The following is a 21,366-nucleotide window of genomic DNA, read 5'->3' as shown; positions in this document are numbered from 1 at the left end:
AGAAAAACCCGTGAAGCGGACTTATCAACCCAGCAAACTGGTGCGCAAGCGCCGCCACGGCTTCCGGGCCCGTCTCGCGACCGCCGGCGGTCGCAAGGTTCTGGCCGCGCGCCGCGCTCGCGGCCGCAAGCGTCTGAGCGCCTGAGCCGGACCCCCTTTTTGGGATTTCATTATGGATCGGCTGAGGCAGCGGGCGGATTTCCTCGCCGTTGCCAATGGCGCGCGGGTGAATAGTCCCGCGTTCGTCCTGCAAAGCCGTGGTCGCGACGACTCTGGCCCGATCCGGATCGGCTTCACCGTTACCAAAAAGAACGGCAACGCCCCCGAGCGCAATCGCATCCGGCGCCGGCTTCGCGAACTGGTGAAGCGGCTCGATCCGGTGTCGATGCAACCCCATCATGATTACGTGCTGGTCGGCCGCAGGGACGCGCTCTCGCGCGACTTCACGACCATGCTCGACGATCTGCGCATAGCGTTCACGAAGCCCGCGCGGCATACGGCCAAAGGACCTAACAAGGGACAGGTAACGGGACGCGGGCCAAAGCCTGATCCAAGCCCTGATCCAAGACCTGATCCAAGCTCTGGCCCAGCCGCCAGCCGCAAACCGGATTGATGACGAGACCACAGTGATGACTGACAATCGCAATACCATCCTCGCCGTCATTCTCTCCGGCCTGGTTCTGATCGCCTGGCAATATTTCTACAACGTGCCGGCAATGGAGAAGCAGCGCGCCCAGCAACAGACGCAGGCCGAGCTCCAGAAGACCGCGCCGCAGCCGACGGCGTCTGCAACGCCGGGCGCCACGCCGCAATCAGGCAGCGCGCCTGCGCCGACCACCGCGCCGGGCGCGAACCAGCAGGCCCAGCCGGCCGTCAGCCGCGACGCCGCGATTGCCGCGAGCCCGCGCGTCAAGATCGATACGCCGCGCCTCGCCGGCAGCATCTCGCTGAAGGGCGGCCGCATCGACGACCTCGCGCTGCTGCAGTTCCGCGAGACCGTCGACCCGAAATCGCCGCCGATCATTCTCTATTCGCCTTCCGGCACGGCAGAGCCCTATTACGCCGAGTTCGGCTGGGTGGCGGCAACAGGCGTGACGTCGAAGATGCCTGATGCCCAGACCGTCTGGCAGCAGGAGGGCAGCGGCAGCCTGACGCCGAATTCGCCGGCGGTGCTGAAGTGGGATAATGGCGAAGGCCTCACCTTCCGCCGCACCATCTCGGTCGACGATCACTATCTCTTCACCATCAAGGACGACGTGAGCAATGTCGGCAACGCGCCGGTCACGCTCTATCCGTTCGCGCTGATCTCGCGCCACGGCACGCCGCAGGTGTCGGGCTATTACATCCTGCACGAAGGCCTGATCGGCTATCTCGATGGCCTGCAGGAATACGCCTACAAGAAGATCGACGAAGCCAAGTCGGTGAGCTTCAAGGCCACCAATGGCTGGCTCGGCATGACCGACAAGTACTGGGCCTCGGCGCTGTTGCCCGACACCAGCGCACTGCTTCAGGCGCGGTTCTCCTCGAACCTTAACGGCAACGTCCATACTTACCAGACCGACTATCTGCTCGATCCCGTCACCGTCGCGATCGGCGGCACGACGACGGCGAACGCACGGCTGTTCGCCGGTGCCAAGGAAGCCGGCGTGGTCGGCGTGTTCCCGTTCGCAGGGCTCGGCGGCTACAACAAGGAGCTCGGGCTGAACCATTTCGATCTGTTGATCGACTGGGGCTGGTTCTACTTCATCACCAAGCCGATGTTCCTCGGCCTCGACTTCTTCTACCGCTTCTTCGGCAATTTCGGCATCTCGATCCTGCTCGTGACCGTGATCGTGAAGCTCTTGTTCTTCCCATTGGCGAACAAGTCCTACGCCTCGATGGCAAAGATGAAGTCGGTCCAGCCGCAGCTTCAGGCACTGAAGGAGCGCTATCCCGATGACAAGGTGAAGCAGCAGCAGGAGATGATGGAGATCTACCGCAAGGAGAAGATCAATCCGGTCGCCGGCTGTCTTCCCGTGGTGATCCAGATCCCGGTGTTCTTCTCGCTCTACAAGGTGCTGTTCGTCACCATCGAGATGCGGCACGCGCCGTTCTTCGGCTGGATCAAGGACCTCTCCGCGCCCGACCCGACCAATCTGTTCACGCTGTTCGGGCTGATCCCGTTCGATCCGACCACGCTGCCGGTGTTCGGCCACTATCTCGCGCTCGGGATCTGGCCGATCATCATGGGCATCACGATGTGGTTCCAGATGAAGCTGAACCCGACGCCGCCGGATCCGACGCAGCAGCTCATCTTCAACTGGATGCCGCTGATCTTCACCTTCATGCTGGCCGGCTTCCCGGCGGGCCTCGTGATCTACTGGGCCTGGAACAACACGCTCTCCGTGCTGCAGCAGAGCTTCATCATGCGCCGCAACGGCGTGAAGGTGGAGCTGTTCGACAATCTCAAGGCGACGTTCGCAAGGAAGGCGACGTAGCCGTCGTCATTGCCGGGCGCAAATGCCTCCACATCGTCATGCCCGGGCTTGTCCCGGGCATCCACGTTTTGGAGGGTACTGTGTGGATGGACGTGGATGGCCGGGACAAGCCCGGCCATGACGAAGGGTGAGGCTTTCGCATGACCGACGACAAAGATGCGAAGCTGATCGAGGCCGGGCGAAAGCTGTTCGCCCGCGACTGGCAGTTCATCTGGGCCTCGCCCTCGATTCAAACGCTGCCGCCGATGGCGGGGCTGGAGATCGCCTTTGCGGGCCGCTCCAATGTCGGCAAGTCGAGCCTGATCAACGCACTGACCGGCCGCAACGCGCTCGCGCGCACCTCGCATACGCCGGGCCGCACCCAGGAGCTGATCTTCTTCGAGGTCCCGGGCAAGACGGACCTGCGCCTGGTCGACATGCCGGGCTATGGCTATGCCAAGGCGCCGAAGTCGCAGGTCGCGTCCTGGACCGAGCTGATCCACAAATTCCTGCTCGGACGCGCCTCGCTCGCGCGCGTCTATGTGCTGATCGATGCCCGCCACGGGCTGAAGGATGTCGACCTCGAGGTCCTTGGGACGCTCGACCGCTCGGCCGTCAGCTACCAGATCGTGCTGACCAAGGCCGACCAGGTGAAGGCCTCCGAGCTGCAGACGCGCATCGCCGAGACCGAGGCCGCGCTCGCCAAGCGTCCGGCCGCGTTCCCGAACGTGCTCGCGACGTCTTCACGCGAATCGGCCGGCATGGCCGAGCTGCGCGCCGCGATGGCAAAGCTCTTGGAAGAGCGGACCAAGTGACGGCTCGTCTGCTGATCGCCCTTGCCGGATTGATGGGCGCCGCCGGCGTCGCGCTGGCCGCCGCCTCCGCCCACGGCGCCGACGCCAGCCGGCTTGCCTCCGCCAGCGCCATGCTGCTGTTTCATGCAACGGCCATATTGGCCTGCGTCGCCCTGCTCGCGCGCGGCCTTCTGCACGGCGGAATTGGCCTGATTGCCGCGACCGGCTTCGTGATCGGCGCCGCGCTGTTCGCCGGCGACCTCACTGTGCTGCAATATGCCGGCCATTCGCTGTTTCCATTCGCGGCGCCGACCGGCGGAACGCTGATGATCGCGAGCTGGCTGGCGGTGACGCTGGCGGCGGTGGTGGCGACGCGGGAATAGTGGTTCTTCCTTCTCCCCTTGTGGGAGAAGGTGGCGCGAAGCGCCGGATGAGGGGTCTGCCTCCGCGGATAGAGACCCCTCACCCGTCTCCCACAAGGGGAGAGGGGGAAGAACATCACTTTGCGCCTCGCCCGCCAATCAGATAGAACGCTGGCCGCGTTAGTCCCGCCAGCGAGATCCGCCTCATGACCGAAATCTCCCCGCTCGACCAGGCCCGCATCCTGTCCGAAGCGCTGCCGCACATGCAGCAGTACGACGAAGAGACCATCGTCATCAAATATGGCGGCCATGCCATGGGCGACGAGGAGACCGCGAAGAATTTTGCCCGCGACATCGTGCTGCTCGAGCAGACCGCGATCAATCCGGTGGTGGTGCATGGCGGCGGGCCGCAGATCGCGACCATGCTCAAGCGCCTCGGTATCGTCTCGGAGTTCGCAGCCGGCCTGCGCATCACCGATGCCGCGACCATCGAGATCGTCGAGATGGTGCTCGCCGGCTCCGTCAATAAGCAGATCGTCGGCTACATCAACGAAGCCGGCGGCAAGGCCGTGGGGCTATCAGGCAAGGACGCCAACATGGTGAAGGCGTCGAAGACGACGCGCACCATCATCGATCCGGATTCGCACATCGAGAAGGCGGTCGATCTCGGCTTCGTAGGCGACCCTGAAAAGGTCGATCTCACGCTGCTCAACCAGCTGATCGGCTACGAGCTGATCCCGGTGCTGGCGCCGCTCGCGACCTCGAAGGACGGCCAGACGCTGAACGTCAACGCCGACACCTTTGCCGGTGCGGTCGCCGGCGCGCTGAAGGCCAAGCGTCTCTTGCTGCTCACCGACGTGCCTGGTGTGCTCGACAAGTCGAAGAAGCTGATCCCGCAGCTCTCGGTGAAGGACGCGCGAAAACTGATCGCCGACGGCACCATTTCCGGCGGCATGATCCCGAAGGTCGAGACCTGCATCTACGCGCTCGAGCAGGGCGTCGAGGGCGTCGTCATCATCGACGGCAAGATGCAGCACGCGGTGCTGCTCGAGCTATTCACCAACACGGGCACGGGAACGCTGATACATAAGTGAGCGGCGAGAAGACGAGAGATTCCGTCATGGCCGGTCAAGAGCGGCGGCATCGCCGCTCGCCTCTGACGCGTCTCCTGATGACGCTGCCGGCCGCTGCCGTGTCGTTCGTCTTCTCCTCCGCGCCGGCCTTCGCCGACCTCAAGATCTGCAACCGCATGTCCTACGTCGTCGAGGCCGCGATCGGCATCGACGACAAGGCGGCGACCGCGACCCGGGGCTGGTTCAGGATCGATCCGGCGACCTGCCGCGTCGTGGTACAGGGCACGCTGACCGCCGACCGCATCCTGCTCAACGCCCGCGCGCTCGGCGTCTATGGTGCGTCACCGATCCCGCAGAACGGCAGCGACACGCTGTGCGTGGCGCAGGACAATTTCGTCATCGCGGCCGCGCGGCAGTGCCGCACCGGCCAGACCCAGGCCGCCTTCACCCAGATCACGCCGACGCAAGGCGACAACGGCAATCTCGTCGCCTATCTCGCCGAGGATTCCGAATATGACGACGAGCAGGCGCGGCTCGCCGGCATCCAGCGGCTGCTGGTGATCGCAGGCTACGACATCGGCGCGATCGACGGCGTCGACGGACCGAAGACGCAGGCCGCACTCGCGGCGTTCCTGAAGAGCCGCGGATTGCCGACCGACGTGATTTCGTCGCCGAATCTCTTCAAGACCATGGTCGATGCGGCGCAGGCGCCGTCCCCGAGTGGCCTGACCTGGTGCAACGACACGCCGCACAAGGTGATGGCGGCAGTCGCGACTGACGACGGCAAGTCGGTGACGAGCCGCGGCTGGTACCGCATCGATCCCAGGACCTGCCTGCATCCCGACGTCGCCGGCCAGCCAAAGCAGATCTTCAGCTTCGCGGAAGCCATCGATGGCGACAACCGCGCCATCAAGCTGAAGGACAGACCGCTGAACTGGGGCGGCGACAAGCAGCTCTGCACCCGCGAGACCAAGTTCGAGACCAACGAGCAGACCGATTGCGGCGCGCGTGGATTTGCGGCCACGGGTTTTGGCGTGGTGGACATGTCGAGCGGCGGCAAGACGCTGCGGTTTGCCGTGCCGTGATTGAGAGAGCTCTGATGAAATCGCCCCGCGCCTTCGCCCACATCGACACCTGGGTGTTCGACCTCGACAACACGCTCTATCCGCATCACGTCAACCTGTGGCAGCAGGTCGATGCGCGGATCGGCGAGTTCGTGTGCAACTGGCTGCAGGTCGGCCCGGAAGAAGCGCGCAAGATCCAGAAGGACTATTACCAGCGCTTCGGCACCACCATGCGCGGCATGATGACCCTGCATGGCGTGCGCGCTGACGACTATCTCGCTTACGTGCACAAGATCGACCATTCGCCGCTGGAGCCGAACCCGGCACTCGGCGAAGCCATCGCGAAGCTGCCGGGGCGAAAACTGATCCTGACCAACGGCTCGGTCGACCATGTCGATGCGGTGCTCGCGCGGCTCGGCCTCGGCTCGCATTTCGACGGCGTGTTCGACATCATCGCCGCCGAATTCGAACCCAAGCCGGCGGCGCAGACCTACCGGAAATTCCTTGGGCAACATGCGGTCGACCCGACCAAAGCCGCCATGTTCGAGGACCTCGCCCGCAACCTCATCGTCCCGCATCAACTCGGCATGACCACCGTGCTGGTGGTGCCTGACGGGACCAAGGAAGTGGTGCGCGAGGATTGGGAACTTGAAGGCCGCGATGCGGCCCATGTCGACCACGTCACGGATGATCTGGCGGGGTTTTTGCAATCGCTCGCCGCCTGAGCGCAACCACGCGAGGAGCGAAGGTGCCCCGGAAGCCGGACTTGCCTGCTGCGGACCTGCCCGAAATCGAATGGGATGATCTGCGCTATTTTCTGAATCTCGCGCGCGAGAAGAGCCTGTCCGGCGCAGCACGGGCACTCGGCACGACACAGCCGACCATGAGCCGCCGGCTCGAACTGTTCGAGAAGAAGCTCGGCGCGGTCCTGTTCCAGCGGAAGCCATCCGGGCTCGAGCTTACCGAGACCGGGCGGAAGATCCTCGACCATGCCGGCAACATGGAAGAGGCCGCGCTTGCCGCGCAGCGGATTGCGACCGGCAGCAACGCCGGGATCAGCGGCACCGTCCGCGTGACATCGGCCGAATGGATCGGCGCGCGGATCCTCTCGCCGCTGCTGGCCAGGTTCTGCACCATACATCCGGGGATGGGCGTCGAGCTCGTCACCGACGCCGAGGTGCTGAGCCTGACACGACGCGAGGTCGACATTGCCGTGCGCTTCACGCGTTTCCAGCAGGACGGGCTGGTGCAACGGAAGATCGGCAGTCTTCCCTTCGCCCTCTACGCGGCGCCTGACTATCTCGAGAGGCGGGGCCTGCCGGATTTCAAGCGAGGCGGCGCCAACGCCGTCCTTGTTGCAATGAATGCGGCACTTGCCGAAACAGTCGCCGAGACTAAATGGCTGCGCCAGCATTTTCCGAATGCTCACATTGCCTTTCGCAGCAACAGCCGCGATGGCCAGGCGGCGGCCGCTGCCAGCGGGGCCGGTTTGGTCTGCCTGCCGACACGTCTCGCCGCGGGCTATCGCGAGCTGCGCGCCATCACGACGCCGACGCCGCTTCCGAGTCGCGATGTGTGGCTCGGATTTCACCGCGACACGCGCGCTATCCCGCGGGTGCGCAGTATCGTGGACTTCCTGGCCGAACACGCACATCAATTCCGCTGACGATTTCGGCTCGACGTATGGTGGCCATACGGCGACAGGCGATGGGCGTCGCCGCGACCGCCAACTATCTCTTCCTCAACGCCACCTGTGATCGAGGAGATCCGCAATGTTGGACTGGAAGACTTATCAAGGCGAACTGCTGGCGCGTATCGGGGATATCGGCAAGCTGAATCCGGAGACAGTCAAGGGCTATCGCGCGCTGAGCGCCGCCGGCGCGCAGACCGGCCGGCTTGACGGAAAGACCCGCGAGCTGATCGCGCTCGCGGCCGCTGTCACGGCACGCTGCGACGGCTGTATCGCCGTGCACGCCCATGCCGCAGCGAAGTACGGCGCAAGCCGCGAGGAGCTCGCGGAAGCACTGGGCGTCGCGGTCGCGATCGGAGCCGGCGCCGCACTGGTGTATTCCGCGCGAACCCTCGACGCATTCGAGGCGAACAAGGCGGCGGAGCAGAATGAAGGGGCCGTCCGATGACAGACCCAGCTCGTCGTGCTGTTGCCTTTTCGGAGCCCGGCAGCCCGGCCTCTTCGTTCCAGCACATGCGCGTCAGCACACAGCCGGTCGAGGAGGTCGTGACGCGCCTCAAGGAGAAGATCGTTGCGGCCGATCTCTGGGTGCTGCACGAGATCAATCCGCAGATGCTGCTGCATCGCGACGGCTATGACATCGGCCCGGCGCGGCAGATCCTGTTCTTCCATCCACGCCTGATGTGGCGCCTGCTGGCGGCCGATTCGGCGGCGCTGCTCGAGGCGCCGCTGAAGTTCGCGGCGATCGGCCTCCCTGAGGAGCGAACCGAGCTGCGCTGGCTCGATCCCCGTCAGGCCTTTGCGCGGTACGGCTCGCCGGCACTGGCCACGCTTGGCGAAGAACTGGCCGGGATTTGCGAGGGCATCGTCACCGGCCTTGGCCTCTGAAATGCCGGCGAATGGGCCATGTGCCACGCGCGTTGGCCAGCCCCGGAATAATCGCCGAGAGCGTTCTTGACTCTCCCGGCCCAAATCCCGAAAAAGCCCCCTCGTTTTGCCCTCAAATAACTCCGGTTTCGAGGAAGCCCTCCGATGTCCCTGTCCGCCCTGGAATCCACCATCAACAGCGCCTTCGACGCACGCGACGGCATCTCGACCTCGACCAAGGGCGACGTGCGCGAGGCCGTGAACCAGTCGCTGGAGATTCTGGACAAGGGCGAGGCGCGCGTTGCCGAGCGCGGCGCCGACGGCAAGTGGAAGGTCAATCAGTGGCTGAAGAAGGCCGTGCTGCTCTCCTTTCGCCTCAACGACATGGACGTCATTCCCGGCGGCCCGGGCCAGGCGAACTGGTGGGACAAGGTGCCCTCGAAGTTCGAAGGCTGGGGCCCGAACCGTTTTCGCGATGCCGGTTTTCGGGCGGTGCCGGGCGCCGTGGTGCGCCGCTCGGCCTTCATTGCCAAGAACGTCGTGCTGATGCCGTCCTTCGTCAATCTCGGTGCTTACGTCGATGAGAGCACCATGGTCGACACCTGGGCCACCGTCGGCTCCTGCGCGCAGATCGGCAAGCGCGTGCACATCTCCGGCGGCGCCGGCATCGGCGGCGTGCTCGAGCCGCTCCAGGCCGAGCCCGTCATCATCGAGGACGACTGCTTCATCGGCGCGCGCTCCGAGGTCGCCGAGGGCGTCATCGTGCGCAAGGGCGCGGTGCTGTCGATGGGGGTGTTCCTGGGGGCCTCGACCAAGATCGTCGACCGCGAGACCGGCGAGATCTTCATGGGCGAAGTGCCCGAGTATTCGGTGGTGGTGCCCGGTGCGCTGCCCGGCAAGCCCATGAAGAACGGCCAGATCGGCCCGAGCACCGCCTGCGCCGTCATCGTCAAGCGCGTCGACGAGCGCACGCGTTCGAAGACCAGCATCAACGAGCTGCTGCGGGATTAATACCAGACTCATGACCGATGCCCTCTCTATTGCCCGCGACCTGATCCGCTGCCCCTCGGTAACCCCGGCCGACGCCGGCGCGCTGCGGGTGCTTGAACAAGCCCTCAATGCAGCCGGCTTCACCTGCCACCGCATGACCTTCAGCGAACCCGGCACCGCCGATGTCGATAATCTCTATGCGCGGATCGGCAACGAGGGCCCGCACATCACCTTCGCCGGCCACACCGACGTGGTGCCGCCCGGCGACGAGAGCGCCTGGAGCGTCGGTGCCTTCTCGGGCGAAGTGAAGGACGGTTTCCTGCACGGCCGCGGCGCAGTCGACATGAAGGGCGGCATCGCCTGCTCGGTCGCTGCGGTGCTCGAGCATCTCACTGCCAACGACGGCAAGCCGCGTGCGGACGGAAAAGGTTCGATCTCGTTCCTGATCACGGGCGACGAGGAAGACGTCTCCATCAACGGCACCATCAAGCTGCTCAAATGGGCGGCCGAGCGCGGCGAAAAGTTCGACCATTGCGTGCTCGGCGAACCCTCCAATGTCGAAACGCTCGGCGACACCATCAAGGTCGGCCGCCGCGGCTCGCAGTCGGGCACGCTCTATGTCGACGGCGTGCAGGGCCATGTCGCCTATCCGCATCGCGCGGCCAATCCGGTGCCGGATATTGCGCGGCTGATCGTTGCCATCAGCGACGAGCCGCTCGACCATGGCAGCGCGCAGTTCCAGGCGTCCAATCTCGAATTCACCTCGGTCGACGTCGGCAACAAGGCCAATAACGTCATCCCCGGCGAAGCCCGCGCAAAATTCAACATCCGCTACAACGACAACCATACGCAGGCGAGCCTGCGCGAGCTGGTCGAGACGCGCCTGACAAAGGCCTGCGGCAACCGCATCCGCGCCCGCATCGTCTGGGAGCCGTCGAACTCCAACGTGTTCGTGACCAAGCCGGGGCCGTTCACCGACCTCGCCGTCTCCGCGATCGAAGAGGTCACGGGCCGCAAGCCGGAGCTGTCGACCTCAGGCGGCACCTCGGATGCGCGCTTCATCTCGAGCTATTGCCCGGTGATCGAGTTCGGCCTGGTCGGCCAGACCATGCACCAGATCAACGAGCGCGTGCCGGTGGGGGATTTGGAGAAGCTGACGAAGGTGTATCGGGGGATTTTGACGCGGTATTTTGCCTAGGGCTGTGAGGCTATCTGGCTGCCGCCAATCACTCCTCCGTCATGCCCGGGCTTGTCCCGGGCATCCACGATCTTTGATGCCTCAAGAAAGATAAGATCGTGGATGGCCGGGACAAGCCCGGCCATGACGACGTGGCGAGAGTACGGGCACGTCTCACTGCGTGATCGTGTCGTACAGATCCTTCCATTCGGGATTATCCTTGAGGATCAGCCTGACCTTCCAGGTCCGTGACCAATGCTTGATGTTGTGCTCGCGCTGGATCGCGGTCTGGATGTCTTCGTAGCGCTCGAAATAGACGAGCAGCTTGACGCCGTACTTCTTGGTGAAGCCAGGCACGAGTCCATTTCGGTGCTCGTAAATGCGACGAACAATATCGTTCGTCACACCGACATATAAAATGCCGTTGGCCGCGCTCGCCAGGATGTAGACCCATCCGCCATGCATGGTCGCATGTTGACGCACGTGGATGGCCGGGACAAGCCCGGCCATGACGACGGAGGCGGCATCACGCTCAATAATCCACCTTCACCAGATACAGCCCCTCCGGCGGCGCGACAATGCCGCAAGCGGCGCGGCTGCGGGCTGCAAGCGCTGCGGAGAGATCGTCTGCGGTCCAGCGGCCTTCGCCGACCCAGACCAGCGATCCCACCATCGAGCGCACCTGGCTGTGCAGGAACGAGCGTGCCGAGGTGACGATGATGATCTCACGCCCGTCGCGCAGCACGTCGAGCTGGTCGAGTGTCTTCTCCGGCGACCTGGCCTGGCACTCGGTGTCGCGGAAGGTCGTGAAATCGTGCTTGCCGAGCAGGCGCTGTGCCGCTGCATGCATCGCATCCGCATCGAGCCGGCGCGGCACACGCCAGGCATGGCCGATGTCGAGCGCGAGATTGGCGCGGGTGTTGATGACCCGGTAGCGATAGTGGCGCTTCACGGCCGAGAAGCGGGCCTCGAAAGTATCAGGTACAATGTCGGCTTCGAGGACCGCGATCGGATGGGGGCGCAGATGCGCGTTGAGCCCATCGCGAAAACGGCCCGGTGGAAACTGCTTCTCGATGTCGACATGCGCGACCTGGCCGCGCGCGTGCACGCCGGCATCGGTGCGGCCTGCGCCATGCACCCGCGCATCCGCGCCGGTCATCGCCTTCACGGCCGCTTCCAGCGCGCCCTGCACCGAAGGCAGCGTCTCCTGCACCTGCCAGCCGAAGAAGGGTGCGCCGTCATATTCGATGGTGAGCTTGTAGCGGGGCATCTCAATCCGGTGGTGTCATCGTTCGGCTTGACCGGGCGATCCAGTACTCCGCAGCCTATCGGTTCGAACCGAGAAGTCTCAGCGTACTGGATACCCCGCCTTCGCGGGGTATGACAGCGTTAGGTGAATTTGGCTCCTGCCTTCAACGGCACACCCCGCAAGAAGTCCACGGCCTGCATCCGGGCCTTGCCCTCGCGCTGCAGCTCGAGGATGCGGATCGCGCCCTCGCCGCAGGCGATGGTAAGCTGGCCATCGAGCACCTCGCCCGGCGCACCGGAGCCCTTCGTCAGTTCGCAGCGCAGGATTTTTACGCGCGCATTCTCCGTGACACCGGCGAGCTCCGCCCAGGCACCGGGAAACGGCGACAGGCCGTGGATGTGGCGCAGCACCGCGTGCGCGGACTTGCTCCAGTCGATCCGTGCCTCGGCCTTGTCGATCTTGGCGGCGTAGGTGACGCCCTTCTCGCTCTGCTTCTTGAGCTGGAGGCCGCCACGGTCGAGCGCGGCCATCGCGCGCACCATCAGATCTGCACCAAGCCGGGACAGGCGATCGTGCAGGTCGACCGCGGTCATGTTGTCGGTGATCGCGAGCCGCTCGGCCATGGCGACGTCGCCGGTGTCGAGGCCGACATCCATCTTCATCACCATCACGCCGCTCTCGGCATCGCCGGCCATGATCGCGCGGTTGATGGGCGCGGCGCCGCGCCAGCGCGGCAGCAGCGAGGCGTGCAGGTTGTAGCAGCCGAGCTTTGGCGCATTGAGGATCGCCTGCGGCAGGATCATGCCATAGGCGACGACCACGGCGGCATCGGCGTCAAAGGCGCTGAACTCGTCGAGCGCTTCCTGGGTTTTCAGGGTCTTCGGCGTCAGCACGGGCACGCCGAGTTTTCGCGCAGCTTCTTCCACCGGGGTCGGCTGCAATTGCAGCCCGCGCCGACCGCCCGGCTTCGGCGCGCGGGTATAGACAGCCACGATCTCGTGGCCATGCGCGACCAGTTCGAGCAGGGTCGGCACGGAGAAATCGGGCGTGCCCATGAAGATGAGGCGGAGGGACATCGACGGAGAACCTTACTCCGCGCGCTTGGCGGCTTTCTCGAACTTCTTGATCACGCGGTCGCGCTTGAGCTTCGAGAGATAGTCGACGAACAGCACGCCGTTGAGATGGTCGATCTCGTGCTGGATGCAGGTGGCGTAGAGGCCTTCGGCGTCCTCCTCGTGCACCTTGCCGTCCAGATCCGTGAAGCGCACGCGCACCTTCGCCGGCCGCTCGACCTCCTCGTAATATTCGGGGATCGACAGGCAGCCTTCCTCGTAGACCGACAGATCCGCGGAAGACGCGATGATCTCGGGATTGATGAAGACGCGCGGCTCCGGCTTGGTCTCGCCGTCCTGGTCAGGCTTGGCGAGGTCCATGGTGATCAGCCGCAGCGGCTGCGCGATCTGGATCGCCGCAAGCCCGATGCCGGGCGCGTCGTACATGGTCTCGAACATGTCGTCGGCAAGCTTGCGGATCTCCGGCGTGACCTTCTCGATCGGCTTGGAGACCAGACGCAGCTGCTTGTCGGGCAGGATGATGATTTCTCTGAGGGCCATGGCGGGCGATTTAAGCCGCGCGCGACAAGCGGTCAATGCGGCCGGGAACACGTTAACGGTCCGCTAACCATAAAACTTCGCCTTCCGTTAACCATAAGGATTAGCGATCGATTAACCAGAAATGTTCGCTATTCGTTCGTACGGCGAGGCGAATCGGGTAGAAGGGCAGGCATGAACCAGATCATTTTCATGCTCGGCGACTGGCCGGTGCGCACCATCGACGCACTGATCGGCTTCGGCGCGCTGGTCCTCATCCTGCTGGTTGCCATTGCGGTCGTGATCGCGCGCTCCGGGCGGCGCGGCGCGGAACTCGCGATGGCGCACGCCATCCGCGCCGACGAGCTGGAGGAGCGCCTCAGCCAGGTCCTGCACGCCCAGAGCGAGGCCGCCGGCCGGGCCGACGCCATGACCCAGGCGCTGGCCGGCCGCCAGGCCGAGATGGCGCGGGCCGTCAACGAGCGGCTGGATTCAGTGACCCATCGGGTCGGCCAGTCCATGGAACATTCGACCCGCAACACCATGGAGAGCCTGCGCGCGCTGCACGAGCGGCTCGGCATCATCGACAACGCGCACAAGAACCTCACCGACCTCACCACGCAGGTGACGACCTTGCGCGACGTGCTCGCCAACAAGCAGTCGCGCGGCGCCTTTGGACAGGCGCGGATGGAGGCGATCGTCCAGGACGGTCTGCCGAAGGGGGCTTACGAGTTCCAGTTCACGCTCTCGACCGGCAAGCGGCCCGACTGCGTGGTGTTCCTGCCCGACCAGCGTCCGCTCTGCATCGATGCGAAATTCCCGTTGGAAGCGATGACGGCGCTGCACGATGCCCGCACCGACGAGGAGAAGCGCGTCGCCACGCAGCGGCTGCGCGGCGACGTGATGAAGCATGTCGGCGACATCGCGGAAAAATATCTCGTCACCGGCGAGACCCAGGAGATGGCGCTGATGTTCGTGCCGTCGGAATCGGTCTACGCCGAAATCCATGACGGCTTCGACGACGTGATCCAGAAGGCCTATCGCGCCAAGGTCGTGCTGGTGTCGCCCTCGCTGCTGATGCTCGCGATCCAGGTGATGCAGCAGATCATGAAGGACGCGCGCATGCGCGATGCCGCCGACCAGATCCAGACCGAAGTGATCAAGCTCGGCGACGATTTGGGACGCCTGCGCGATCGCGTGCTGAAATTGCAGAAGCACTTTGCCGACGCGAACGAGGACGTCCGCCAGATCCTGATCTCCGCCGACAAGATCGAGAAGCGCGCAGGCAGAATCGAGGAGCTCGATTTCAGCAAAACCGACGCGCCGGCGGACGGCCCGCGGCTGGTGGCGTCAGGCGCGCCGGAGCTGTTTCCAAGGAAGCTCCAGGCGGGGGAGTGAGATCGAGGCAACCGTCATACCCCGCGCAGGCGGGGTATCCAGCACGCCGCGGCGGTCGTGATTGAGCCGAGGTGCTGGTGAATACTGGATCGCCCGCCTGCGCGGACGATGACAGCGTTGAGGTGGTCACATGGGCGGACGCCAGTACTACGTCTACATCCTCGCCAGCAGGATTGGCGGCACGCTTTACATTGGCGTGACAAATGACCTCATTCACCGAGTGGCGGAGCACAAGTCAAAACTCATCGAGAGCTTCACGGAAAAGTACGACGTGGCAAGGCTCGTCTATTTTGAACAGTTCGACGATCCAGAGAACGCGATCAAGCGGGAGAAACGTCTCAAAAAGTGGAACAGGGCCTGGAAGGTCCGATTGATCGAGACGAACAACCCGAATTGGGATGATCTTTATTCAGGGATAGCTGGGCCACCATGAGGCCGTCATGCCCCGCGAAGGCGGGGCATCCAGTACGCCGCGGCGGTCGTGATTGAGCCGAGGTGCTGGTGAATACTGGATCGTCCGCCTGCGCGGACGATGACACTGAAGGGGTATTGAGGGCTTTCGACTCATTAGCGGAGCGGGAGTCTTTTCAGCCAGAATCTGCTAACACCTCCCGATGACCGCACCCGACGCGACCTCCCGTGCCGCGACCTCCGCCCCCGCCCGCTCCTGGCGCGACAGCCTGGCTGTTTACCTGCAGCCGCGGGTGCTGATCGTGCTGTTCCTCGGCTTCTCCTCGGGGCTGCCGCTGGCGCTGTCGGGCTCGACGCTGCTGGTGTGGATGCGCGAGGCCGGGGTCGATCTCAAGACCATCGGGCTGTTTGCACTGGTCGGCACGCCCTACACACTGAAATTCCTGTGGGCGCCGCTGGTGGATGCGCTGCATGTGCCGCTGTTCACGCGCGCTTTCGGGCGGCGGCGCGGCTGGCTGCTGTTCTCGCAATTGCTGCTGATCGTCGCGATCCTGCTGCTGGCGCTGACCGATCCGGCGCGATCGCCCTTCTATGTGGCACTCGGCGCGCTGCTGGTGGCGACGACGTCGTCGACGCAGGACATCGTGGTCGACGCCTTCCGCGTCGAGAGCCTGCCCGAGAGCGAGCAGGCCGCCGGCATGGCGGCCTATGTCGCGGCCTATCGCATCGGCATGCTGGTTTCGACCGCGGGTGCGCTGTTCATTGTCTCCGGCTTCGAGAGCACCGGCATCACGCGCACATCGGCCTGGATGTGGGGCTATGTGGTGATGGCGGCGATGGTGCTGATCGGGACGATCACGGCTCTCGCGGCGACCGAGCCCGAGCAATCGGTGCGGGCGGAAGCCGTGACGCACGACGAGACCGCGTTCACGCGCGTGCTGCACGCGGCGATCGGCGCCTTCTCCGAGTTCCTGTCGCGCAAGGACGCGATCGCGGCGCTCGCCTTCGTCGTGCTGTTCAAGTTCACCGACGCGTTCTCGGGAACGATGACGGCGCCGTTCGTGATCGACCTCGGCTTCACCCGCAACGACTATGCGGCGATCGTGAAGGGCGTCGGCCTCGCCGCGACCCTGATCGGCGGCTTTGCCGGCGGCTTTGTGGCGCGGCGTTATTCGCTGGCAACCTCGCTCTGGATCGGTGGCGTGGTGCAGGCGCTGGCGAACCTGACCTTCTCCTGGCTTGCGCTGGTCGGCACCAATCAATGGGCGCTGGCGCTCGCGATCTGCGCCGAGAATTTCACCAGCGCCATCGGCACCGTGATCTTCGTCGCCTATCTCTCGGCGCTGTGCCAGAACCCGCTGCACACAGCGACGCAATATGCGCTGCTCACCGCGCTTGCAGCGGTGGGGCGGACCTATCTCTCGTCAGGAGCCGGCTTCGTGGCCGATACGACCGGCTGGCCGCTGTTCTTCTTGATCTGCGTGCTGGTGGCGATCCCGAGCCTGGTGTTGCTCGTCTGGCTGCAAAAGCGCGGGCATTTTGAGGCGCTGGGGCCCGTGCGGGTGTAGCGCCGCCCCTCCTACTTCCTCACCAAGCTCCACTTCGTGACCACGGCCTCGCTCAACTGGCCGGGGTCGCTGGCGCAGGCGATTTCGTCGATCTTGACCGAGATCTCCTTGCCGACGAACGATTTCAACTGCGTGGCCTGCGCGTCGCTGGAGGTGACGAGCTGAAACGTTTCAGGTCCGGTCTCGAGATTGCACAGCCCGTTCGGCGCCGGCAGGCGGCGCGGCTCGGAGGTGATCTGGTACATCGCAATCCGCTTGCCGGCGTTCTTGACGTCGCGGATCTTCATCGCATTCAGCTCGCCCGAGAGCACCTCGCCGGCGCTGATCGGCTTGCCGGGCTTCGAGGGCGGCGGCGCCTCGTCGTCCCGCTGCGCGGCGATGGCCGGTGTCACCAGCAGCAGCATCGTCGCGACCAAAGCCGATCGTGTGGCGAAAAGTTTCGTCATGTCGTCCGTTCCGTCAAGTCTGGATGGCTAGAACAGGGTCCGCTGCCGCATCGCGGCCGAGAGCGTGCCCTCATCGAGATAATCAAGCTCGCCACCAACGGGCACACCATGGGCCAGCCGGGTTACTTTTACGTTGGCGTCCTGAAGCAGGTCGGTGATGTAATGCGCGGTGGTCTGTCCGTCGACTGTCGCATTCAGCGCAAGAATGATCTCGTGCACCTCGGCCGCATGCGCGCGCGCGACCAGCGCGTCGATGCTGAGGTCCTGCGGGCCGACGCCATCGAGCGGCGACAAGGTCGCGCCCAGCACGTGGTAGCGCCCTTGGGTCGCATTGGCCCGCTCCAGCGCCCAGAGATCGGCGACGTCGGCGACGACGACGATGATGGCGGGATCACGCTTCGGATCGGTGCAAATTGTGCAGGGATTTTGCGTATCGATGTTGCCGCAGGTCTTGCAGACCTGAACCTTGTCGAGCGCGACCTGCAGAGCGCCCGATAGCGGCATCATCAGCGCTTCGCGCTTCTTGATCAGATGCAGCGCCGCGCGCCGCGCGGAGCGCGGGCCCAAACCCGGCAGCCGCGCGAGAAGCTGGACGAGCCGCTCGATTTCGGGACCTGCAACCGCGCCCATATTACTGGCCGAACAGCCCCGGCGGCAGGCCAAGGCCGCCGGTCAGCGACTGCATCTTCTCCTGCATCGCGGTCTCCGCCTTGCGGCGGGCATCACCGAGCGCGGTGACCAGCAGATCTTCCAGCACCTCGCGCTCTTCGGCCTTCATCAGCGAGGGGTCGATCTTGACGCCCTTGACGTCCATCTTCGCGGTCATGCGCACGGCGACGAGACCGCCGCCGGAGATGCCCTCGACCTCCACATTGGCGAGCTGCTCCTGCATCTCCTGCATCTTGGATTGCAGCTGCGCCGCCTGCTTCATCATGCCGAGAAAATCAGCCATGGGTGCTCGTCCTTGGAAAGCCTAAGTTGTTTTGAGCATGATCTTGTCGGAAAACCGCTTCACACTTTTCCGGATCATGCTCTAGAGATCGTCGTCGGCGTCGGAACCGTCGGGCGGATCGTCAGAGCCATAGTCAGCGTTAATATTGGTTTCCGGCGTCTCGGGGGCAAGCCTGCGGACCTCGACGACCTTCGCACCGGGGAAGCGCGACAGCACCTCCTGCACGCGCGGATCGGCCTCGGCGCTGCGCGCATGTTCCTGCTTGGCGGCCTGGCTCATCGAGCGCAGCGTCGCCTGGCCCTGCTCGTTGGAAACAATGATGGTCCAGCGGCGGCCGGTCCACAGCTCGAATTTTCGCGCGAGCTCGGAGATCATGGTTTTCGACGCGTTCGGCTCGAGCGCGACCTCCAGCCGGCCCTCCTCGAAACGAACGAGGCGCATGTCGCCTTCGAGCGCGGCCTTGGTCATGAGGTCGCGCTTCTGCCCGGCGAGCGCCACGAGCTGGGCGAAGCTGGTGATGCGCAGCTGGGGTGCCGCCCCCTGCGGGTCTGGCGCGGGCACCGCCATTTGCGGCCGGGCACCGCCGCCGAATGCAGTCGGTGACGAGGTCGGCATGCGAACTGGCGCAGCAGAGGTCACGGACGCCGCGGAAGCCATTGGTGCCGCCGGCGCGCCGCTGCGCGCGGCACTGCCGCCCACGACCGGCGAACTGCCGCCGTTCTGCTCCAGCATCCTGATCGCCTCGTCCGGCGTCGGCAGGTCGGCGACATAGGCGATGCGCACCAGCACCATCTCGGCGGCCGCAGCCGGCCGGGTTGCGGCCTGCACCTCGGTGATGCCCTTGAGCAGCATCTGCCACATCCGCGACAGCACGCGCATGGAGATCTTCGAGGCGAAATCCCTGGCGCGCACGCGCTCGGTCTCGCCATAGGCGACGTTGTCGGCGGTTGCCGGCACGATCTTCACGCGGGTGACGAAATTGACGAACTCGGCGAGGTCCGAGAGCACGACGATCGGATCGGCGCCGACGTCGTACTGGTCGCGGAACTCCTTGAAGGCGCTCGCGATATCACCGCGCGCCAGCGAATCGAAGAGGTCGATGACGCGGGTGCGGTCGGCAAGGCCCAGCATCTGCCTGACCGCATCGGCCTTCACCTGGCCTGCCGCATGCGCAATGGCCTGGTCGAGCAGCGACAGGGAGTCGCGCACGGAGCCTTCGGCCGCACGCGCGATGATGCCGAGCGCTTCGGGCTCGATCTCGACGTTCTCCTTCGCGGCGATGTTGGCGAGGTGCTTCATCAGCACGTCGGCCTCGACGCGGCGCAGGTCAAAGCGCTGGCAGCGCGACAGCACCGTAACCGGAACCTTGCGGATCTCCGTCGTGGCGAACACGAACTTGGCGTGCTCCGGCGGTTCCTCCAGCGTCTTCAGGAAGGCATTGAACGCCGCCGTCGACAGCATGTGGACTTCGTCGATGATGTAGACCTTGTAGCGGGCGCTGGCCGGGGCGTAGCGCACGCTGTCATTGATCTGGCGGACGTCGTCGACGCCGGTATGCGATGCCGCGTCCATCTCCAGCACGTCCATGTGCCGGCTTTCCATGATCGCCTGGCAGTGCACGCCCAGGGTCGGCATCTGGACGGTCGGCCCTTTCACCGAGCCGTCCGGCATCTCGTAGTTGAGCGCACGGGCCAGAATACGCGCGGTGGTGGTCTTGCCGACGCCGCGAACGCCGGTGAGGATCCAGGCCTGCGGAATGCGCCCGGTCTCGAACGCGTTGGAGACGGTGCGGACCACAGCCTCCTGGCCGATCAGATCGTCGAACGAGGAGGGGCGGTATTTGCGCGCGAGAACGCGGTAAGGCGCGTTGGCGGCCTGGCCGGCGCTGTCAGAAGTGGAAGGGGCGCCAGCGTCGGTCATCGGTCAATCCGCAATGGAATGTCTCTCGGCTGGCTTTTGCGGACAGGAGCGCGCAGGCCGGGAAGCCCGCCGACGCAATTCGCTCGAAAAAACAGGTAGGAGACTGACGAGCGACCCGATCCGGACCTCGTTAGGGCTGCTTCCTTCCGGACCTGACCCGGTTGGCGAGTGGCTCGTCCACCGCCAATCTCCCGGTCCTTATTTGGGGCCAAAAGGTTGGGAAAGCAAGCGGGTATCACTTTGGCGAGCTTGATCTTGCCCAGCATCCGGGCAATTCCGGGTCTGCCCAGCCGATAGGCTGTGCTTTCGCAGTCTCCGCCGCCTTGGTAAGAACGCTGCCGGAACCCCACCTGATCAGAAAAGCGATTGATCCCAATGGTTACACGTCGTGATGTTGCATCGATTGTCGGACTTGGCACCATCGGCGCGGTGACCGCGGGCGCGCTGGCCTCTCCGGCCGTGGCCCAGGCGGCCGATCCCAACGAATCGACCTTTGCCCGCATCCGCCGCACCAAGAAGATGCGGATCGGCGCGGTCGGAGGCGGCGCGCCCTATTACATGAAGGATCTCGCCAGCGGCCAATGGAAGGGTTTTTACGTCGACATCGCCAAGGCGCTCGCCGACGACATGGAAGCCGAGCTGGAGATCACCGAAACCACCTGGGGCAATTCGGTGCTCGATCTCCAGTCCAACAAGATCGACATCTTCTTCGGCCTGAACCCGACCCCGAAGCGCGCGCTGGTGATCGACTTCTCGGTGCCGGTCTTCAACAACGCCTTTGGCATCCTCTGCAAGAAGGACTTCAAGCCGAAGAGCTGGGCCGAGCTGAACTCGCCCGACGTCAAGATCGCGGTCGACCAGGGCTCCTCGCACGACCAGGTCGTCAGCCGCCTGACGCCGAAGGCGCAGATCTCGCGGCTGAAGACCGCCGACGACGCCACCGCCGCGCTGCAGACCGGCCGCGTCGACGCGCAGTGCCTGATCACCATGCTGTCGCTGACCGTGCTGAAAAAGAACCCCTCGCTCGGCCAGTTCGTGCTGCCGACGCCGATCTTCGCCACCACCTCGAACGCCGGCTTTCGTCGCGAGACCGACAAGACCTTCCGCGACTACGTCAACACCTGGATCGACTTCAACAAGGGCCTCGGCTTCATCCGCAACGCCATCATCACCAACATGGAGCTGGTGGGCGTGACGGAGGCGGACATTCCGCCGGGCGTTTCGCTGTAGGTATCGCAAGCTTGGGGCAGTCTCGGTCCTCGCGCGCCGCTCCACTCCCTCTCCCGCTTGCGGGAGAGCGCTGGGGTGAGGGTGTCTCCGCTGGCAAGACTCCCCAAGAGGAGAGAGCCCTCACCCGCAT

At 64.8% G+C, this 21,366-nt stretch carries 25 protein-coding genes and 1 other RNA gene; 17 read left to right on the top strand and 9 right to left on the bottom strand.

From position 1 onward, the window contains the following. Positions 1-10: 10 nt before the first annotated feature. The 13 genes from rpmH to dapE all read left to right on the top strand — a co-directional run bounded on the left by rpmH (position 11) and on the right by dapE (position 10,494). On the top strand, positions 11-145 hold the full coding sequence (rpmH, locus tag FXB38_RS05790) for a 50S ribosomal protein L34 (protein ID WP_008542748.1): 135 nt from the start codon (positions 11-13) through the stop codon (positions 143-145). Between the two features lie 27 nt (positions 146-172). Beyond that, positions 173-613 (top strand): ribonuclease P protein component, encoded by a 441-nt coding sequence (gene rnpA, locus FXB38_RS05785; RefSeq protein WP_148749806.1) that lies wholly within the window; start codon positions 173-175, stop codon positions 611-613. A gap of 16 nt (positions 614-629) precedes the next feature. Further along, positions 630-2,477: a membrane protein insertase YidC gene (gene yidC, locus FXB38_RS05780; RefSeq protein WP_187434682.1), complete on the top strand. Its 1,848-nt coding sequence runs from the start codon at positions 630-632 to the stop codon at positions 2,475-2,477. 140 nt (positions 2,478-2,617) lie between these two features. Further along, a complete protein-coding gene (yihA, locus tag FXB38_RS05775; protein ID WP_148749804.1) occupies positions 2,618-3,271 on the top strand; it encodes a ribosome biogenesis GTP-binding protein YihA/YsxC in 654 nt (217 codons plus the stop codon). A 32-nt stretch (positions 3,272-3,303) separates the two neighbouring features. Beyond that, positions 3,304-3,633: a DUF423 domain-containing protein gene (locus tag FXB38_RS05770; protein ID WP_148749974.1), complete on the top strand. Its 330-nt coding sequence runs from the start codon at positions 3,304-3,306 to the stop codon at positions 3,631-3,633. 185 nt (positions 3,634-3,818) lie between these two features. Next, on the top strand, positions 3,819-4,706 hold the full coding sequence (argB, locus tag FXB38_RS05765) for an acetylglutamate kinase (RefSeq protein WP_148749803.1): 888 nt from the start codon (positions 3,819-3,821) through the stop codon (positions 4,704-4,706). A 77-nt stretch (positions 4,707-4,783) separates the two neighbouring features. Next, positions 4,784-5,770, top strand: coding sequence for a DUF1036 domain-containing protein (locus tag FXB38_RS05760; protein WP_148749973.1), 987 nt, complete (start codon positions 4,784-4,786; stop codon positions 5,768-5,770). 14 nt (positions 5,771-5,784) lie between these two features. Continuing rightward, on the top strand, positions 5,785-6,474 hold the full coding sequence (locus tag FXB38_RS05755; RefSeq protein ID WP_148749802.1) for a pyrimidine 5'-nucleotidase: 690 nt from the start codon (positions 5,785-5,787) through the stop codon (positions 6,472-6,474). A gap of 41 nt (positions 6,475-6,515) precedes the next feature. Beyond that, complete coding sequence (locus FXB38_RS05750; protein WP_148749801.1) at positions 6,516-7,415, top strand: LysR family transcriptional regulator; 900 nt, start codon at positions 6,516-6,518, stop codon at positions 7,413-7,415. Positions 7,416-7,521: 106 nt separating this feature from the next. After that, complete coding sequence (locus FXB38_RS05745; protein ID WP_148749800.1) at positions 7,522-7,887, top strand: carboxymuconolactone decarboxylase family protein; 366 nt, start codon at positions 7,522-7,524, stop codon at positions 7,885-7,887. Continuing rightward, entirely contained in the window at positions 7,884-8,327 is a 444-nt protein-coding gene (locus FXB38_RS05740) for a DUF302 domain-containing protein (RefSeq protein WP_148749799.1), read from the top strand. The genes FXB38_RS05745 and FXB38_RS05740 overlap by 4 nt, the downstream gene beginning before the upstream one ends. Before the next feature lie 144 nt (positions 8,328-8,471). Then, the gene (gene dapD, locus FXB38_RS05735) at positions 8,472-9,317 is read left to right on the top strand and encodes a 2,3,4,5-tetrahydropyridine-2,6-dicarboxylate N-succinyltransferase (RefSeq protein WP_148749798.1); all 846 of its coding nucleotides are present in this window, start codon (positions 8,472-8,474) and stop codon (positions 9,315-9,317) included. Between the two features lie 10 nt (positions 9,318-9,327). Beyond that, positions 9,328-10,494: a succinyl-diaminopimelate desuccinylase gene (gene dapE / locus FXB38_RS05730; protein WP_148749797.1), complete on the top strand. Its 1,167-nt coding sequence runs from the start codon at positions 9,328-9,330 to the stop codon at positions 10,492-10,494. Between the two features lie 153 nt (positions 10,495-10,647). On the opposite strand, the gene FXB38_RS05725 is transcribed toward dapE, so the two are convergent. The 4 genes from FXB38_RS05725 to def all read right to left on the bottom strand — a co-directional run bounded on the left by FXB38_RS05725 (position 10,648) and on the right by def (position 13,335). Next, positions 10,648-10,983, bottom strand: coding sequence for a GIY-YIG nuclease family protein (locus FXB38_RS05725; protein WP_148749796.1), 336 nt, complete (start codon positions 10,981-10,983; stop codon positions 10,648-10,650). A 22-nt stretch (positions 10,984-11,005) separates the two neighbouring features. Then, entirely contained in the window at positions 11,006-11,743 is a 738-nt protein-coding gene (gene truA, locus FXB38_RS05720) for a tRNA pseudouridine(38-40) synthase TruA (RefSeq protein ID WP_148749795.1), read from the bottom strand. Positions 11,744-11,862: 119 nt separating this feature from the next. Then, positions 11,863-12,798 carry a methionyl-tRNA formyltransferase gene (gene fmt, locus FXB38_RS05715; RefSeq protein WP_148749794.1) on the bottom strand — a complete coding sequence of 312 codons (936 nt, stop codon included), beginning with the start codon at positions 12,796-12,798 and terminating at the stop codon, positions 11,863-11,865. Positions 12,799-12,810: 12 nt separating this feature from the next. Then, complete coding sequence (def, locus tag FXB38_RS05710) at positions 12,811-13,335, bottom strand: peptide deformylase (protein ID WP_148749793.1); 525 nt, start codon at positions 13,333-13,335, stop codon at positions 12,811-12,813. A 171-nt stretch (positions 13,336-13,506) separates the two neighbouring features. Here def and FXB38_RS05705 point away from each other — a divergent pair, with 171 nt between their 5' ends. From FXB38_RS05705 to FXB38_RS05695, 3 genes are all read left to right on the top strand, one after another. Next, on the top strand, positions 13,507-14,709 hold the full coding sequence (locus FXB38_RS05705) for a DNA recombination protein RmuC (RefSeq protein ID WP_148749792.1): 1,203 nt from the start codon (positions 13,507-13,509) through the stop codon (positions 14,707-14,709). A 130-nt stretch (positions 14,710-14,839) separates the two neighbouring features. Continuing rightward, positions 14,840-15,142, top strand: coding sequence for a GIY-YIG nuclease family protein (locus FXB38_RS05700; RefSeq protein ID WP_148749791.1), 303 nt, complete (start codon positions 14,840-14,842; stop codon positions 15,140-15,142). Between the two features lie 181 nt (positions 15,143-15,323). Beyond that, on the top strand, positions 15,324-16,688 hold the full coding sequence (locus tag FXB38_RS05695; protein WP_148749790.1) for an AmpG family muropeptide MFS transporter: 1,365 nt from the start codon (positions 15,324-15,326) through the stop codon (positions 16,686-16,688). 11 nt (positions 16,689-16,699) lie between these two features. Here the strand turns inward: FXB38_RS05695 and FXB38_RS05690 are convergent, their stop codons facing one another. From FXB38_RS05690 to ffs, 5 genes are all read right to left on the bottom strand, one after another. Then, a complete protein-coding gene (locus FXB38_RS05690; RefSeq protein ID WP_148749789.1) occupies positions 16,700-17,134 on the bottom strand; it encodes a hypothetical protein in 435 nt (144 codons plus the stop codon). A gap of 27 nt (positions 17,135-17,161) precedes the next feature. Beyond that, a complete protein-coding gene (gene recR / locus FXB38_RS05685; protein WP_148749788.1) occupies positions 17,162-17,764 on the bottom strand; it encodes a recombination mediator RecR in 603 nt (200 codons plus the stop codon). A 1-nt stretch (position 17,765) separates the two neighbouring features. After that, complete coding sequence (locus tag FXB38_RS05680; RefSeq protein WP_148749787.1) at positions 17,766-18,086, bottom strand: YbaB/EbfC family nucleoid-associated protein; 321 nt, start codon at positions 18,084-18,086, stop codon at positions 17,766-17,768. Between the two features lie 81 nt (positions 18,087-18,167). After that, positions 18,168-20,006, bottom strand: coding sequence for a DNA polymerase III subunit gamma/tau (locus FXB38_RS05675; RefSeq protein ID WP_148749786.1), 1,839 nt, complete (start codon positions 20,004-20,006; stop codon positions 18,168-18,170). Positions 20,007-20,101: 95 nt separating this feature from the next. Continuing rightward, positions 20,102-20,198, bottom strand: an RNA gene (gene ffs, locus FXB38_RS05670) — signal recognition particle sRNA small type. A 183-nt stretch (positions 20,199-20,381) separates the two neighbouring features. Here ffs and FXB38_RS05665 point away from each other — a divergent pair. After that, positions 20,382-21,236, top strand: a complete 855-nt coding sequence (locus tag FXB38_RS05665) for a transporter substrate-binding domain-containing protein (RefSeq protein ID WP_148749785.1) — start codon at positions 20,382-20,384, stop codon at positions 21,234-21,236. Positions 21,237-21,366 lie beyond the last annotated feature (130 nt).

Source organism: Bradyrhizobium cytisi, assembly GCF_008123515.1.
Taxonomy (GTDB): domain Bacteria; phylum Pseudomonadota; class Alphaproteobacteria; order Rhizobiales; family Xanthobacteraceae; genus Bradyrhizobium; species Bradyrhizobium cytisi.
Note: the sequence above shows the minus strand (reverse complement) of the source record. Positions and strands in the feature narration are given on the sequence as shown.

Excerpts from the sequence above, each read along its gene's own strand:
- FXB38_RS05695 (WP_148749790.1), top strand. The coding sequence starts at position 15,324 with ATGACCGCACCCGACGCGACCTCCCGTGCCGCGACCTCCGCCCCCGCC.
- FXB38_RS05680 (WP_148749787.1), bottom strand. The coding sequence starts at position 18,086 with ATGGCTGATTTTCTCGGCATGATGAAGCAGGCGGCGCAGCTGCAATCC.
- argB (WP_148749803.1), top strand. The coding sequence starts at position 3,819 with ATGACCGAAATCTCCCCGCTCGACCAGGCCCGCATCCTGTCCGAAGCG.
- fmt (WP_148749794.1), bottom strand. The coding sequence starts at position 12,798 with ATGTCCCTCCGCCTCATCTTCATGGGCACGCCCGATTTCTCCGTGCCG.
- truA (WP_148749795.1), bottom strand. The coding sequence starts at position 11,743 with ATGCCCCGCTACAAGCTCACCATCGAATATGACGGCGCACCCTTCTTC.
- FXB38_RS05770 (WP_148749974.1), top strand. The coding sequence starts at position 3,304 with ATGGGCGCCGCCGGCGTCGCGCTGGCCGCCGCCTCCGCCCACGGCGCC.
- FXB38_RS05705 (WP_148749792.1), top strand. The coding sequence starts at position 13,507 with ATGAACCAGATCATTTTCATGCTCGGCGACTGGCCGGTGCGCACCATC.
- FXB38_RS05740 (WP_148749799.1), top strand. The coding sequence starts at position 7,884 with ATGACAGACCCAGCTCGTCGTGCTGTTGCCTTTTCGGAGCCCGGCAGC.
- FXB38_RS05745 (WP_148749800.1), top strand. The coding sequence starts at position 7,522 with ATGTTGGACTGGAAGACTTATCAAGGCGAACTGCTGGCGCGTATCGGG.
- FXB38_RS05675 (WP_148749786.1), bottom strand. The coding sequence starts at position 20,006 with ATGACCGACGCTGGCGCCCCTTCCACTTCTGACAGCGCCGGCCAGGCC.
- dapD (WP_148749798.1), top strand. The coding sequence starts at position 8,472 with ATGTCCCTGTCCGCCCTGGAATCCACCATCAACAGCGCCTTCGACGCA.
- rnpA (WP_148749806.1), top strand. The coding sequence starts at position 173 with ATGGATCGGCTGAGGCAGCGGGCGGATTTCCTCGCCGTTGCCAATGGC.
- FXB38_RS05665 (WP_148749785.1), top strand. The coding sequence starts at position 20,382 with ATGGTTACACGTCGTGATGTTGCATCGATTGTCGGACTTGGCACCATC.
- dapE (WP_148749797.1), top strand. The coding sequence starts at position 9,328 with ATGACCGATGCCCTCTCTATTGCCCGCGACCTGATCCGCTGCCCCTCG.
- FXB38_RS05725 (WP_148749796.1), bottom strand. The coding sequence starts at position 10,983 with ATGGCCGGGCTTGTCCCGGCCATCCACGTGCGTCAACATGCGACCATG.
- yihA (WP_148749804.1), top strand. The coding sequence starts at position 2,618 with ATGACCGACGACAAAGATGCGAAGCTGATCGAGGCCGGGCGAAAGCTG.
- FXB38_RS05700 (WP_148749791.1), top strand. The coding sequence starts at position 14,840 with ATGGGCGGACGCCAGTACTACGTCTACATCCTCGCCAGCAGGATTGGC.
- yidC (WP_187434682.1), top strand. The coding sequence starts at position 630 with ATGACTGACAATCGCAATACCATCCTCGCCGTCATTCTCTCCGGCCTG.
- FXB38_RS05755 (WP_148749802.1), top strand. The coding sequence starts at position 5,785 with ATGAAATCGCCCCGCGCCTTCGCCCACATCGACACCTGGGTGTTCGAC.
- FXB38_RS05690 (WP_148749789.1), bottom strand. The coding sequence starts at position 17,134 with ATGACGAAACTTTTCGCCACACGATCGGCTTTGGTCGCGACGATGCTG.
- FXB38_RS05760 (WP_148749973.1), top strand. The coding sequence starts at position 4,784 with ATGACGCTGCCGGCCGCTGCCGTGTCGTTCGTCTTCTCCTCCGCGCCG.
- recR (WP_148749788.1), bottom strand. The coding sequence starts at position 17,764 with ATGGGCGCGGTTGCAGGTCCCGAAATCGAGCGGCTCGTCCAGCTTCTC.
- def (WP_148749793.1), bottom strand. The coding sequence starts at position 13,335 with ATGGCCCTCAGAGAAATCATCATCCTGCCCGACAAGCAGCTGCGTCTG.